Origin of the sequence: Pseudomonas marginalis, from assembly GCF_008692035.1 — a bacterium.
GTDB classification, from domain to species: Bacteria; Pseudomonadota; Gammaproteobacteria; order Pseudomonadales; family Pseudomonadaceae; genus Aquipseudomonas; species Aquipseudomonas marginalis.
On the sequence record NZ_VTFG01000002.1, the window covers coordinates 1,065,317 to 1,078,319 of the forward strand.

The window sequence follows — 13,003 nt, forward strand, 5'->3', positions numbered from 1 at the left end:
GCTGTGCTTTACACCCCCAGGTCATGGATAGTAATAAATGATCGAATATTTCAAGGTAGTAGCCGAAGGCGAGAGCTTACCAGCTGTCGGCAAAAATCATGTTTTGCTATGGACAGATAACTGGGATGACTGGTTCACGTATAGCACTCAATACATAGTCTTCGTTTTTGATGATAATGCTGTGCGTCACCGAATCGGTAACGTGAAGATTGGTCAATTCGGTATGAAGTCAGACCAGCGCCGTCCTACATTGCCTGGTAAGTTTGACCAGATCGGCGATGAGTTCTTTTCACTCGGACAAGATGATGAATATTACGACAATCTCAATAAGCTTGGGCCGGACGTTCGTGACCGTGTGCTGCAGGGACTGGGAGACATCGCGCTGGACGCTGACCGGTGTCTTAGGGCCATGGATGAAAAGGTTACCGGGGTATCGCTTCTCAGATCTGTGACGCGCTCCACTGTTGAGGGACAATTTCGTCGCCTCGCAACCGGAGGTGCCAGACTTAACGAGTTCCGCTTTATCTATACTGCGCCACCTACTCGCAACTCTCGCGTCGACCAAATTTCGTTATCGTTTGAAGTCGAGCCAGAATCCATGCCCCCGACAAACATTCATGTATTGATCGGACGTAATGGTGTTGGCAAGACACACATGCTCAACAACATGTCCAGAGCGTTAATAGATAAGGAACCAGACGAAAGTAAAGTCGGCATTTTCGAGTGCGTTACTGACGACAAATCCTCGTTCGCGAATCTTGTTTCGGTTACGTTCAGTGCTTTCGACCCTTTCGAACCCCTGCCCAACCGAAGAGACCGCTTGGACGGGCTACCTTGCGCTTACGTTGGGTTAAAACGTCCAGGAAAAACCAAAAGTGGTAGTCCCCTACCACCTAAAACGCCGGAAAAACTATCCGAAGAATTTGGGGCCAGCGTCTTGGTCTGCAGTCAGGGCGCTCGCCTCTCCCGGTGGCGACGCGCTTTGCAGATGCTGGAAACGGATCCCATTTTCCGAGCCTTGGATGTTGCTACCTTGGCGGATGACACGCAGACCGAAAAGGAGATCAGATTTGCAGCCCGACGATTGTTTGGAAAGTTAAGTTCTGGTCACAAGATCGTGCTACTAACAATCACCAGGCTCGTGGAGACAGTGGAAGAACGCACACTTGTTCTCTTGGACGAACCGGAAGCTCACCTACATCCGCCTTTGCTTTCTGCATTTGTAAGGTCGCTGTCCGACTTGTTGGTAAACCGCAACGGCGTGGCAATCATCGCCACTCACTCACCAGTGGTTGTGCAGGAGGTACCCAAGAGCTGCGTATGGAAGATAAGACGAAGCGGACATGTTGTCGCGGCTGAAAGACCTGATATCGAAACGTTCGGGGAGAACGTAGGGATTCTTACCCGGGAGATTTTCGGCCTTGAGGTGACTGACGCAGGTTTTCATCGATTGCTGAGGGAGTCAGTTCAGAGTAGCGATACATTAGCGCAAGCCCTGAAAAAGTTTGATGGAGAGCTAGGTGGCGAGGCTCGAGCACTGATCCGGGCGCTCGTATTAAACCGTGGAGAAAAGCAATGATTTCTATGGTTTGCCCAACACTGGATGCGAACGACGTCTTTATCACGTGCATCAGCAGGGTGCGAGATCCGGCATTGAAAGCTCGCTTGACCGCGATTACCGATGACGTCACCACTGCGTCAATGGACTATGTGGATAAAGCCAGAAACAATCGCCTACACGAGGTCGTTCGTCAGGCGGTTATTGGTGACGTCACAACTGCTGAAATGGAAAAAGTTTACACCCAGCGGATGGCTGGTAAAAAATCGCCAGGTAGAGCGGCATATGACGAGATCTTTAATTCTTCTGCCAAATGCTTGCTCTGTGCCCAGCGCAAGGTGGATACCCTAGACCATCACCTGCCTAAGGCTCACTATCCCGTACTGGCAGTAACACCTGCTAATCTCCTTCCTGCTTGTGCCAGTTGTAACAAAGCGAAGCTTGCCAGCATTCCAACCACGGCAGATGAGGCCGCGTTACATCCCTATTTTGACTGCATTGAGAATGAACGGTGGTTGCTTGGGCAAGTTGTCCCCGGTACACCTGCTGTAGTGAAATTTCGTGTTGAGATTCCTGAAATTTGGACTCAACAGCTTGCCAATCGCGTCGAACTATATTTCGCGGCACTTAGTTTGGGTGATCTCTATTCTGCGGAGGCAGCTGAAGAGCTTTCATCAATACGCCATCAGCTAAAGGGGATTCACGCTGGTGAGGGGATTCAAGGTGTGAGGGATGAGTTGTTGGCCCGTTATGAGAGTGCCAGCGTGGCTCGACTGAACGGATGGCGTGCAGCTACCTATCAAAGCTTCGCTGAAAGCGACTGGTTTTGTGACGGTGGTTTTGCTGAAGAATAGACACCACTGTGAATCCCCCCCCGAATTTCGTAGGCACCTTTTAAGCCTTAATGAGGCTCGACCAAGTGACCGAAAAGCAGCCTCCTGTCTCTGGGGGGGGGGTAGCGCTGTTGGGCGTGCCCGACGCTAGACAGACAGGCACTTCTGACGATGACCTCATTACGCTATCATCTGCTCAGCTTTTTTTGCTCGCCTCGCTCTTAAGGAACAGAGCATGTCCCTGAACAAACGCAAGAGCTTCTCCGAGAATATCAACATAATGTTGGTAGGCGAGGTGTCGGCAAAATGTCCAAAATGTCGCAGACCGTTAATGTATGAGAAGGCTAAAACTTCAAATAAAAGATACGAGCTCGCGCACATCTATCCTCTAAACCCGAAACCGCAAGAGCTTGAGCTACTTAAAGAAGAGTTCCGACTTAGCGACAATGTGGATCATCCGGATAATCTCATAGCACTTTGCATTCTTTGCCATACTGAATTCGATAACCCAAGGACAGCTGAAGGTTATAGGGAGATGGTCGCGCTCAAACAATCAATCATGGAGCGAAACCGCCAATCCAAGCTAATGGATGAATACGCGATTGAGAACGAGATTGCAAAAATCATTGATGCCCTGGAACACGTCTCAGATGAGGACATTGAGCTCAGTCTTGAACCCAAAGAATTAAGTGCAAAAATCAATGACACCATGACTCGACTGACCAAAAACCGCATCAAGGAAAATGTGAGCAACTACTTTTCCTTTGTTCGGAGAAAATTGCAGCTTGTCGAGGCAGAGTCCCCTGATTCATCGATGATGATCTCTCTTCAGGTCAAAACGTACTATCTGCTGCAAAAAAAGCAAACCCAGAACCAGCAAGTAATTTTCAAAAACATCGTGGAATGGATACGCCATCGCTCAGGATCCGAGTCGGACGAAGCCTCGGAAATCATCGCATCCTTCTTCATTCAAAATTGCGAGATCTTCGAATGATCACGCCTAATAAATTCATATCGTTCGCAGAATCTTCCCTAGGCCACGCGGACAAAGTGTACGCCGCCGTAGAGCAACCGATATCACTTGGAGAGCTTTACAAAAAAACCTCTACGAGTATTGGTTCGATCGAGTTATTTCTCTACGCCATAGAGATTTTGCACCTGAGCAATGCTCTACATGTAAACCTTACGACAGGGATTGTTTCAAGATGCTGATCTACATTGAGTGCGATTGGTTCACCGAAAAACGCATTACTTTCAAAGAGAAGCTCAACATTGTTGTAGGAGATCGTGCGAACTCCAACTCGATCGGCAAGTCGACTCTTCTCAAAATCATCGATTTCATCTATGGAGGAGATACGCTTATAACGCACGGCAAAGACGTGCCTGAAGCATTGGGACACCATAGCTACATCTTCAAGCTTCGCCTGGATAAAGAGTACGTCTTTGAAAGAAATACTGGCACCCCGACTCTGCTACATGTTCATGGCGCCGATGGCTCTAAAAGGGAGATGGGTACCACTGAATATCTGGAATTCCTGCAGCTTCATTACACCAACGAAATCGAAGATCTGAGCTTTAGATCCATCGTGTCCTTGGTAACGCGCGTTTGGGGACGAGACAACCTCGATGTCAGGAGGCCGCTGCATAATTTCAGTCAGGAGAGTGGATCTCAGTGCATCGAGTGGCTGATCAAAGTCTTTAAGCAATTCGGCCCGCTGGAAGATCTGTCCATCCGTCAGACGAATCTGCTTACTGAGCAAAAATCCCTTAACGCAGCTGCAAAACAGAGCATCATCCCGAAAATTACCAAAACTAAATACAACAAAAATCAGGAAGATATCGCAACCCACGAGACTCGCCTAGATAATATTAGGAAGGAAATCTCCAGCCTGGCCATGTCGATCAACGAACTGATTGATGAAGCCGTACTGGAACAAAAAACACAAAAAAACCAGCTGCTCGAAATAAAGATGTCCCTCGCAAGCGAGCTTGAACGGGTAAAGGCCAATCTTGAGAACAACAAGAATATTTCAAAGCGGAGTTTCCAGCCCTTGCTTGAGATTATCCCCTCCCTCAATTTAGAGAAGCTGGATACTATCGAGTCATTTCACAACGGTCTGACTCGCATTCTTCGAAAAGAGATCAAAGCTAAAGAACAAGAACTAACCGAGCAATTAAGCCTGATCGATACTCAAATTGCAGAATGCAATGCAGCAATCGCAAAAGCGTTAAAGAATTCGGGCAACCCAGCGTTCATCGTAGACTCAGTAATCGACATCTCCCTGGAATTATCCAAGCTTTCCAAAGAGAACGAACTCTACGATAAATTTATCAAACTAAAGAAAGACGCCAAAGAACTTAAAGACAAACTCAAAGAGCTTAAATCTGGCATACTTCGAAAAATAGAAGACAACTTAAACACGGACATTGCGGGCCTAGTTAACTTCATTTATGGCGAGATGCGAGCCTCACCAAAACTTGAGCTCATGCCGGAGAAGTATAGCTATGAAATACCCAAGGATACGGGCACTGGCAAAGCCTATTCAAACCTCATATTGCTCGATACGTCGCTACTTAGGCACACGACCATTCCATTTTTAGTTCATGACTCCATCTTATTCAAAAATGTCGAGAACAAAGCGATTGAGAACGTCCTACACGTGTATCAGTCTTTGAGGCAGCAAAGCTTTATTTCGCTTGATGGTGAGATCGTAGAGTCTAAGTCAGCAAAATTACTTGTTGAATCATGCGCCGTAGTTTACTTGAACGCTGATAAACTTCTTTATACCAAGGATTGGCGCGCCCAAGAAAATAAGGTGCAGGCAGAATAGCCGGCCGGAAACGGGTACATATAAGTAGGGATTACAGTAATTTCACTTCGGTGCCCCCCCGCCCGATGAGCAGCATTTGGACACTAAGGTACGCTATCAAGCACTTGCATAATAGTCGAGCTGTGAGGTAGGCCACATAACGTGAAGACGTGAGGTCGAGCCGGGCTTTCGCCCGAAGGAGCGACAACCAAAGGAGCTTCTTTCGGAATCCACACTCGGCGCATGACAAGCGCTTCAAGCGCGGATAATGTCTGTACCATGAACGACTCAAATTCCATTTCATCCATTTCCACGATCCTTTCTCGCAATGAGCCGGATAGTGCAGACGCCTCAAGAAATGATCGGGAGCCTTGCGAGTTTCTGACGCTGTTAGAGGACGACGTCCTGAGTAACCCAGGGAAGCTGATCGCCCTTGATTCAACTCTTCTAGTTCGCCTCGATTCCTTGATCGGCGGTATCGATGTTGACATTAACTCTCCGCTCTCAGCGGATGATGAATGAATACTCGACACTGGCGAAACGGATGGCGCCTGCAGTCAGGCTGGAGCGAATGCCGCCTCAATCAGCCGCGCGTTAGGTAGGGCTCGACTTACGTCTGCTATTGCACCCTCAACTGCGTCATGCGCAGAAGGCGCTTCACGGACAAACTCGAGTGCGAGACGACCAGGCTGCCCTATTCCGACCAACGCATCATCACAGCCTTCCTCCGCCAAGCGTTCCACAAGCGCGTCCAGATCGCTCTCGTCAGATGTCAGTTGGTACTTCAGGGTGAACGTAAATTCCATCTGCCGCAAATCGCCAACGATCTGGCGATAACGCAGGGACAGGCAGGTCTCATGATCACCATTCCCGGTGTGGTGGCTGCCTGCTCTGCGTTGTTGACCATCGGTCTTACCAACGCCTTTGATCGCCGCCATGTCATCTGGGTATTGCTCAGTTTGCTCGTCGTTTCCAACTCGCTTACCCGTGTAGCCGTGAGCAGGTTGAGGACTTGCCGATGCAAACTCTCATTGGCGCGAGCACCTATAACAATGGTTCAAGCATGGCCATGGCGGCAGCTTCCGGATGAGGCGTTGCAGGAGCTGGAGCTTGATGTTGGTGAGTCGCTGTATTTGATAGAGGAATTTGTCGGCAATACGCGATGCCTAGTCCTATCAAAAAAGCCTTCGAACAGACGAGTTCACTGAAGCTTGGGATAGCGCAAAGCCAACCGAACATTGCGCCAGACCGTAGAAGATCAAAAAGAGCTGTACCAGTAGGGGGGCGCGAATCACAAGGCCAAGCGAGGTGGACTTTCAAATGGCTACGGCCAAGAAACGAGATGGTGGATATACGCTGGAGGTGTCCAAGGAGTATCTAGTTAAAGCGTTCTTTGATTGATTTTATAGGTAGGCAGAGCGTGATGGTTCGTCTCGCCAGGCATGACCTAAACAGTGAGAGAAATATGCAAGCAGGGAGATGCCGATCTCAATGCTTACTGAAAGCCAGCCGAGTGGCAAACAGAACAAAGACCATGCCAGTGGTGCGATCCATCCATTCGATCACTATTTCACGCCGTAAAATGCCAGCTAGTGGTTGAGTGGCGCCAATCAACATTGATGACCACAGTAAACCGAGCATCACGTGGATGCTGACCAAGCCAAACGTCCAGGCAATCAAGGAGTGCCCTTGGGGAATAAACTGAGGAAGAAAGGAGACATAGAAAACGCCAACCTTGGGATTAAGGACATTTCCCATCATTCCCTTAAGAAACCAGTTTGGATTTGGCTTTCCGTCGGTTTCAGCGGGCGACAGTGAGGTACGTGGACGCAAAAGCATATTCAAACCAAGCCAAGCTAGATAAGCGGTGCCACAGTATTTCAAGAGATTGAATGCCAGCTCAGAGACTACAATCAACGCACCCAGACCAAAGGCGACGGCGGCTCCCCACAAGAGACAGCCAGAGTTGATACCCAGCACAGCTCGGAATGCCTGTTGTTTACCTTCCACTGTTGCGGTTCTCAAGACCAATGCGGTATCGAGGCCTGGCGTCAGTGTCAGCAGAGTGGCGGCAAAGGTAAACGTTAAAAGATTTTCGGCGATGGACATGGGATTTAGAAGCTGCTCCTAACTAATTAATCGATCTGGCCGGCTTTGATGGGGCGTTGATAATTCATCAAGTGATGAACTGTGAAAGTGAAGCTAGAGCAGCTCCTCCGTTTCGATCATTCGCGGCAGCAGTAGGTATCGAAGCAAAACGGAGAAGCCGGACTTCGTCTCGTGGATGACGTTGTCCGACCTCACCGGCAAACTTTGACGATCAGGCCGCGACTGCAGACCATCCTTTTTGGCGGGCTGCCACTACCTCAGCAGATTGACCTACCAGCTCTTCGTAGACTTTCGGAGCAGTAGCACCTTCGGTGCTGATCAGCAGGACACGCGAGTTTGCATCGATACCCAGATCTGCGGCTAGGCTGCTGGACTGGGTGATGCGCTTGAGAGCCGACAGACCAGCAACTGCGGACTCGCCAGCGACTACAGGGATGTCGGTGCCGTTTTCAACGGCCAGGCGGCGCATGGAAGCAACAGCTTCGTCGTCGGTGATGGTCATGAAGAAGTCGACGCTCGGCTGCAAGAATCTCCATGCCAGCGGCGAGGTTTCACCGCAGGCCAGGCCAGCCATGACAGAGTCGACGGAGCCGGTCGCTTTTGCCGCTTTACCTTCCAGCGCGCTCTGGTAGAGGCAATCGGCTTGTTCAGGCTCAACCACTACGAAGGTCGGGCGCTTGCTGCCGTAGAACTCCCAGAAGTAGCTCGCGATACCTGCTGCCAAGCCACCTACGCCGCCTTGCAACAACACGTGAGTGAACTCTTCGCCTGGCTCGAGCGAGTCGATGATTTCCGAAGCAATGGTGCCGTAACCTTGCATAACGTCACGCGGGATCACCTCGTAGCCTTCGTAGGAGGTGTCGGAAACCACGATCCAGTTATTTTCCGCAGCGAGAGCTGCCGCGCGCTCAACGGATTCGTCGTAGTTACCGGTGATGCGAACGATCTCGGCACCATACGCCGCGATTGCTTCCTCACGCTCCACGCTCACGTTGGCATGCAGAACGATGACGCAACGGCAGCCGATATCTTTTGCTGCAGCCGCGAGGCCTTTACCGTGGTTGCCGTCAGTGGCACTGATCACTACGAAACTCGCCAAGTCTTGCTTGTATTCACCCGCCAGCAGGCGGCGAGGATCAAAGTTCGACTCAGGGAAGGAGCGCAGAACCAGGCGCACCAAAGCGATGGGAGCGCCAAGGGCCTTGAAGCTGCCAAGCTCAGAACGAACGGATTCGTCTTTAATCTTTAGTTCTTTCACGCCGAGCTCACGAGCAAGGCCAGGCAGGCTGTAAAGAGGGGTGCCTTCGCTGTTGATTTTGTCCCAGGATGAGAGCCAAGCCCGGCTCTCGGCAGCTTTCTGAATGCTCATGATGTCGCGCAGTTCTTGGGGATAAGCCTGGCGACTTGCGTTCTTGTTGGCAGTGAACATTGTTACTCCTTGGTGATATGTGCGTCACGACTTCGGTAAACGCTTTTTAGCGCGTCTTTACGGGTTACATCGCTTTGCGGTAACTGACGGAAGAAATGGTAGATCTCGTACTGATCAATTACGGCGCGTTTATTGCGCCACTACCGAGACAAACATGCGTTTCTTCAACTGACAGCGGGTAGATATTGCGGCTACGTGCCTTCTTGAGAAGTCAACTCAGGATCCGCCTCAATAGCTCGAGTTGAATAACGTTGGGCGAGCACAGCGCAGACCATGAGTTGGATTTGATGGAAGAGCATTACCGGCAAAATGATCATCCCGATGCTGCTGGCGGAGAACAGCACCTGAGCCATGGGTACGCCGGTAGCCAGGCTCTTCTTTGAGCCGCAGAACAAGATGGTGATCCGATCCTCCTGATTGAACCCGAGGCGCTTACCAAGCACTGCGGTCAAAACCAACGCTATGGCGAGGATCCCGATACAGACAGCAATCAGAATTCCGAGAGATACCGCTGGGACTTGGTGCCAGATACCCCCGATCACCGCACTGCTAAACGCCGTGTAGACCACCAGGAGAATGGAGCTCTGATCGAGGTACTTGAGAGTGCCCTTGTGTTTATCCACCCAGATGCCGATCCAGCGTCTTGCGATTTGCCCCGCGACGAAAGGTAGCAGCAGCTGAACGGTGATTTTTTCAATTGCGTCGAGGGTCGAACTCCCACCATCAGTGCTGCCCGAATTCATGATCAACGCAACAATGATGGGCGTAAGGAAGATCCCGAAAAGGCTCGAAGCAGCAGCACTACAAATCGCTGCTGGTACGTTCCCACGGGCCAGGGAAACGAACGCAATTGAAGACTGGACTGTTGAAGGAAGTGCGCACAGGTACAAGATGCCCATGTACAGTTCCTCGCCAATCACGGGTGAGAGAGCTGGCCGAAGGGCTAGGCCTATCAGAGGGAATAGGATGAACGTGGCACTGAACACCGTGAGATGCAGTTTCCAGTGCCCAGCGCCAGCGAGCACCGCTTGCTGGGACAACTTGGCCCCATGCATGAAAAAGAGCATAGCGATTGAAATGTTGGTCAACCAGGAGAAGACGACAGCGACCTCTCCAGAGCACGGAAGCAGGGACGCAAACGCGACTGTAGCCAAAAGGGAGATTGTGAAATTGTCTGGCAACCATTTTGGCCTAGCCATAAAAGCCTCTCATCATTTTCGTTACAACAACCCCCGCAGAGCCCATGTTCTGCGGGGTTCACCGCGTTACTTGTTGCGTTGGCTGACGACCTGCTGAGCCTCTTCGCCCAAGTCCCACCAAATGCCCGCCATAATTGCCATGGACTCGCGTGCTACCGAGCCGAGAAAGTGCTCGTTCGGGGCGTGCTGAGAGCAAGCTGGATAGGAGTGAGGAATCCAAATGGTTGGGAGACCCAATGTCTCGGCGAAGATGTAGTTGGGAGTGGTGCCGCCAAAGTTCGGCAACAGAGCCGGCTTCTTGCCCGAGGTGACGCCGACCGATTTGACCGCCCACTGTGCCCAGGCATCGTCTGGATCCAGGCGAGTAGCTGGCAGACCCTCAGTGACCTTGACCCGTACGCAATGCAGACCGCGTGAATTGAGGTGGTTGCGCAGGTGCTTTTCCAGATTGCGCCAATCTGAACCGACGACGAAGCGGAAATCGCAAACGGCTTTGGCAGTTGCCGGAATCGCGTTCACTGGAGAATCCGCATTGGCACACTTGAACGCGAGAACTTCGATTGTGTTCCAAGCGAGGACACGCTCTGCTGCTGTCAGGCCAGGCTGACCCCAGCTATGGTCGATTTCAGGAGCATCGTCGTCTTGGCCCAGCACCACGTCGGCAAGAGCGGCAGACACATTGTCAGGAATCGGTGGTGGAAGAAGCGCTTCGACTTGAATGCATCCGTTCTGGTCTACCAGGCTGGCCATGGCGTGCGCCAGGATGGTCGCAGGGTTCGAGAGAACACCACCCCAGTTTCCCGAGTGATGAGCGGAATCACGAAGGGTCACTTCCAGATCGAAAAGGATGCCGCCTCGGGAGCCCAAGAACAGAGTTGGTCGCTCCGCTGAAACACGAGGGCCGTCCGACGCGATGAACACATCGGCAGCTAGGGCTTCTTTTTCAATCTCGCATACCGCATTCAGGCCTGGGGAGTCGATCTCTTCGCCCGATTCGAACAGCACCTTCACGTTGTATCCCAGCTTGCCTTTACGAGCTTCAAGTACCGTCTGCAGAGCGGCCAGGTTGATGGCGTGCTGTCCTTTGTTGTCAGCGATCCCACGACCGTACCAGCGGTCTCCGACGACAGTTACTTTCCATGGGCTGAGACCTTCATCCCACTGATCGTCGTACCCTCTGACCACGTCAGCGTGACCATACGTGAGAATCGTCGGCAGAGACGGGTCTTCAATGCGCTCGCCAATCAACAGAGGTGCAGTGGCGCTGATCGGGTTGTCTACCAGGCGAGTGTTGAACCCCATCTCATGCAATGCCGGCGCGATTTCCTTTGTAAGGTAATCGATCTGAGCTTGTACTTGATGCGGCTCCTGGCTTTCGGTCTTGTAGGAAACCAGTCGATCAATGGTCTTCAACAGCGTGCCCGAGTCGACAATATCAACTGCTTTTTCTACTACTGCTTGGCGTTGGTTTGTGCTCATGTTTCTACTCCAAGTTCCAAACGCCATTGGCGTCCGACGGTCTATCAAAGAGGACTATCTAAAGGCGATCGCGAAGCCGTTGATCAGGCACACCATCCCCACGGCTATCGAGAACCAGTTGGCGAACCCACCGCGATACCTCTTCAGGCATGGCACCTTTGCGAATGCGTATTGCGGCAGGAAGTAAACAATGAAGACACTGATCGGAACCATCACGACCTGGATAAGGTTCAAAACATTCCAGTTGAGGATTGCAGGTACGCAGGTCACTACAAAGATGAGTACTGAAAGGATCCGCTGCAGACCTTTGCCATGCACGACTTCTGGCTTGCAGCCAAGACAGGAAGTGGCGAATCCTTTGGCGCTTTCCTTGGTAGCAAGAAAGTGCGCCAAAAACGACTTGATAGTTGCGGTAAATACGATTAGCTGCGAAGCGCTTGCCAACCATGGGTTATCGAATTTTCGAGCTAGGTAGGAAAGCGCCGTAAGATTGTTTGCTTTCGCTTCCGCCAGCTCAGCGGGCGAGAGAGCGAAGATGCAACTCCAGGAGAAAAAGACAACAGTCACAATGATCATCAGGACGGCAATCAACATGACCTGTCTGACCTTAGCGGTTGCCTGATCACCGTAGGCCCTTTTCTGCGCTACAACGAAGCTCGATACCACTGAAGTGAAGCTGAACGCGTAGATAACCATCGGTAGCGACGACCACACGGATTTCGCAATACCAGCTGCCCCGCCGAAGTCGGTAGCTGTCTCCATGAAGGACAGATTCCAGCTTGGGATGGCCATGAATCCAAAGAACACAAGAGAGATGATGAATGGGAAAACGATTGCTCCCATCACCTTCACAATGAATGTGGTATTTCCTTGAACCAGCAGTACCAGAGCAAGGGTTGCCAGTGGTGCAACGACGTATCGAGGCATGACGCCCAGATGTAGCTGAGAGTCGACAAAGTCGATGATCGTATTGGTGACCGTGATCGTGTACACCATCATCGCCGGAAATACGGTGATGAAATAGAGCATGGTCAACCATTTGGCCCAGCCAAGACCCAGGTGCTCCTCAACGGCATCAACGATATTGCCTTCGCGGCCATTCGTTGTACTGGCTGATTGAATGAATCTGGCAAATGCTCGGTACGTGTAATACGTTACGGGAAAGGCCAAGGCTGTCAGGATCAACATCGACCAGAAGCCAGAAAGCCCTAGGCTTATAGGCCAGAAAAGGCTGCCGCTACTGACTGCACATCCATAAATCGCAAGCACCCATAGCGAGTCTTGCTTGTTCCACTTACTTGCGACCACTGGACGGTCATACGCTATCGCCGCATCCATTATCTCTCTCCGTTATTTTTGTATGAGTACGGTCAAACCACGGCGGATACCAATGGTTTGGAATGGGCAGAAACAAAGCCTTAACCGTTTCCACAGAAGGCATACCTACATGAGGGAGTCGCTCATCATCTTGTTATTTGGCGGTGGCCAGAGACTTGCTGTTCGACCTCGCAGCCATCCTAACCATGGTGATGCAGGCAATCGTTGCTAATTGGCCCCTCAGAACGCACCGATGTTGCGTTGAGTCC

At 51.2% G+C, this 13,003-nt stretch carries 12 protein-coding genes and 1 pseudogene; 7 read left to right on the forward strand and 6 right to left on the reverse strand.

The genetic code is table 11. The features are described from left to right. Positions 1–37: 37 nt before the first annotated feature. From FX984_RS25115 to FX984_RS25135, 6 genes are all read left to right on the forward strand, one after another. On the forward strand, positions 38–1,579 hold the full coding sequence (locus tag FX984_RS25115; RefSeq protein WP_146475886.1) for an AAA family ATPase: 1,542 nt from the start codon (positions 38–40) through the stop codon (positions 1,577–1,579). Then, positions 1,576–2,412, forward strand: coding sequence for a hypothetical protein (locus FX984_RS25120; RefSeq protein ID WP_146475888.1), 837 nt, complete (start codon positions 1,576–1,578; stop codon positions 2,410–2,412). The genes FX984_RS25115 and FX984_RS25120 overlap by 4 nt, the downstream gene beginning before the upstream one ends. Before the next feature lie 214 nt (positions 2,413–2,626). Then, a complete protein-coding gene (locus FX984_RS25125) occupies positions 2,627–3,385 on the forward strand; it encodes an ABC-three component system protein (protein ID WP_146475890.1) in 759 nt (252 codons plus the stop codon). After that, positions 3,382–3,603, forward strand: coding sequence for an ABC-three component system middle component 7 (locus tag FX984_RS33270; RefSeq protein ID WP_391564218.1), 222 nt, complete (start codon positions 3,382–3,384; stop codon positions 3,601–3,603). The genes FX984_RS25125 and FX984_RS33270 overlap by 4 nt, the downstream gene beginning before the upstream one ends. Further along, entirely contained in the window at positions 3,597–5,222 is a 1,626-nt protein-coding gene (locus FX984_RS25130) for a DUF2326 domain-containing protein (RefSeq protein ID WP_146475892.1), read from the forward strand. The genes FX984_RS33270 and FX984_RS25130 overlap by 7 nt, the downstream gene beginning before the upstream one ends. Before the next feature lie 258 nt (positions 5,223–5,480). Further along, positions 5,481–5,723 carry a type II toxin-antitoxin system PrlF family antitoxin gene (locus tag FX984_RS25135; protein ID WP_146475894.1) on the forward strand — a complete coding sequence of 81 codons (243 nt, stop codon included), beginning with the start codon at positions 5,481–5,483 and terminating at the stop codon, positions 5,721–5,723. Positions 5,724–5,758: 35 nt separating this feature from the next. Here FX984_RS25135 and FX984_RS33275 read toward each other — a convergent pair whose 3' ends face one another. Next, positions 5,759–6,139, reverse strand: coding sequence for a hypothetical protein (locus tag FX984_RS33275; RefSeq protein ID WP_223840758.1), 381 nt, complete (start codon positions 6,137–6,139; stop codon positions 5,759–5,761). A 114-nt stretch (positions 6,140–6,253) separates the two neighbouring features. Between FX984_RS33275 and FX984_RS32820 the strand changes: the two are divergent. After that, positions 6,254–6,455, forward strand: a pseudogene (locus FX984_RS32820) (AbrB/MazE/SpoVT family DNA-binding domain-containing protein). Between the two features lie 234 nt (positions 6,456–6,689). On the opposite strand, the gene FX984_RS25150 reads toward FX984_RS32820, so the two are convergent. The 5 genes from FX984_RS25150 to FX984_RS25170 form a co-directional block, all read right to left on the reverse strand. Next, complete coding sequence (locus tag FX984_RS25150) at positions 6,690–7,310, reverse strand: LysE family translocator (RefSeq protein ID WP_146475898.1); 621 nt, start codon at positions 7,308–7,310, stop codon at positions 6,690–6,692. Positions 7,311–7,521: 211 nt separating this feature from the next. Further along, positions 7,522–8,739: a diaminopropionate ammonia-lyase gene (locus FX984_RS25155; RefSeq protein WP_146475900.1), complete on the reverse strand. Its 1,218-nt coding sequence runs from the start codon at positions 8,737–8,739 to the stop codon at positions 7,522–7,524. 191 nt (positions 8,740–8,930) lie between these two features. Further along, a complete protein-coding gene (locus FX984_RS25160; RefSeq protein WP_146475902.1) occupies positions 8,931–9,938 on the reverse strand; it encodes a bile acid:sodium symporter family protein in 1,008 nt (335 codons plus the stop codon). A 66-nt stretch (positions 9,939–10,004) separates the two neighbouring features. After that, positions 10,005–11,417, reverse strand: coding sequence for a M20 family metallopeptidase (locus tag FX984_RS25165; RefSeq protein ID WP_146475904.1), 1,413 nt, complete (start codon positions 11,415–11,417; stop codon positions 10,005–10,007). A gap of 54 nt (positions 11,418–11,471) precedes the next feature. Beyond that, positions 11,472–12,755, reverse strand: coding sequence for an SLC5/6 family protein (locus tag FX984_RS25170; RefSeq protein ID WP_204280835.1), 1,284 nt, complete (start codon positions 12,753–12,755; stop codon positions 11,472–11,474). Positions 12,756–13,003 lie beyond the last annotated feature (248 nt).

Coding starts and splice junctions, on each gene's coding strand:
- FX984_RS25115 (WP_146475886.1), top strand. CDS start 38: ATGATCGAATATTTCAAGGTAGTAGCCGAAGGCGAGAGCTTACCAGCT.
- FX984_RS25120 (WP_146475888.1), top strand. CDS start 1,576: ATGATTTCTATGGTTTGCCCAACACTGGATGCGAACGACGTCTTTATC.
- FX984_RS25125 (WP_146475890.1), top strand. CDS start 2,627: ATGTCCCTGAACAAACGCAAGAGCTTCTCCGAGAATATCAACATAATG.
- FX984_RS33270 (WP_391564218.1), top strand. CDS start 3,382: ATGATCACGCCTAATAAATTCATATCGTTCGCAGAATCTTCCCTAGGC.
- FX984_RS25130 (WP_146475892.1), top strand. CDS start 3,597: ATGCTGATCTACATTGAGTGCGATTGGTTCACCGAAAAACGCATTACT.
- FX984_RS25135 (WP_146475894.1), top strand. CDS start 5,481: ATGAACGACTCAAATTCCATTTCATCCATTTCCACGATCCTTTCTCGC.
- FX984_RS33275 (WP_223840758.1), bottom strand. CDS start 6,139: ATGGCGGCGATCAAAGGCGTTGGTAAGACCGATGGTCAACAACGCAGA.
- FX984_RS25150 (WP_146475898.1), bottom strand. CDS start 7,310: ATGTCCATCGCCGAAAATCTTTTAACGTTTACCTTTGCCGCCACTCTG.
- FX984_RS25155 (WP_146475900.1), bottom strand. CDS start 8,739: ATGTTCACTGCCAACAAGAACGCAAGTCGCCAGGCTTATCCCCAAGAA.
- FX984_RS25160 (WP_146475902.1), bottom strand. CDS start 9,938: ATGGCTAGGCCAAAATGGTTGCCAGACAATTTCACAATCTCCCTTTTG.
- FX984_RS25165 (WP_146475904.1), bottom strand. CDS start 11,417: ATGAGCACAAACCAACGCCAAGCAGTAGTAGAAAAAGCAGTTGATATT.
- FX984_RS25170 (WP_204280835.1), bottom strand. CDS start 12,755: ATGGATGCGGCGATAGCGTATGACCGTCCAGTGGTCGCAAGTAAGTGG.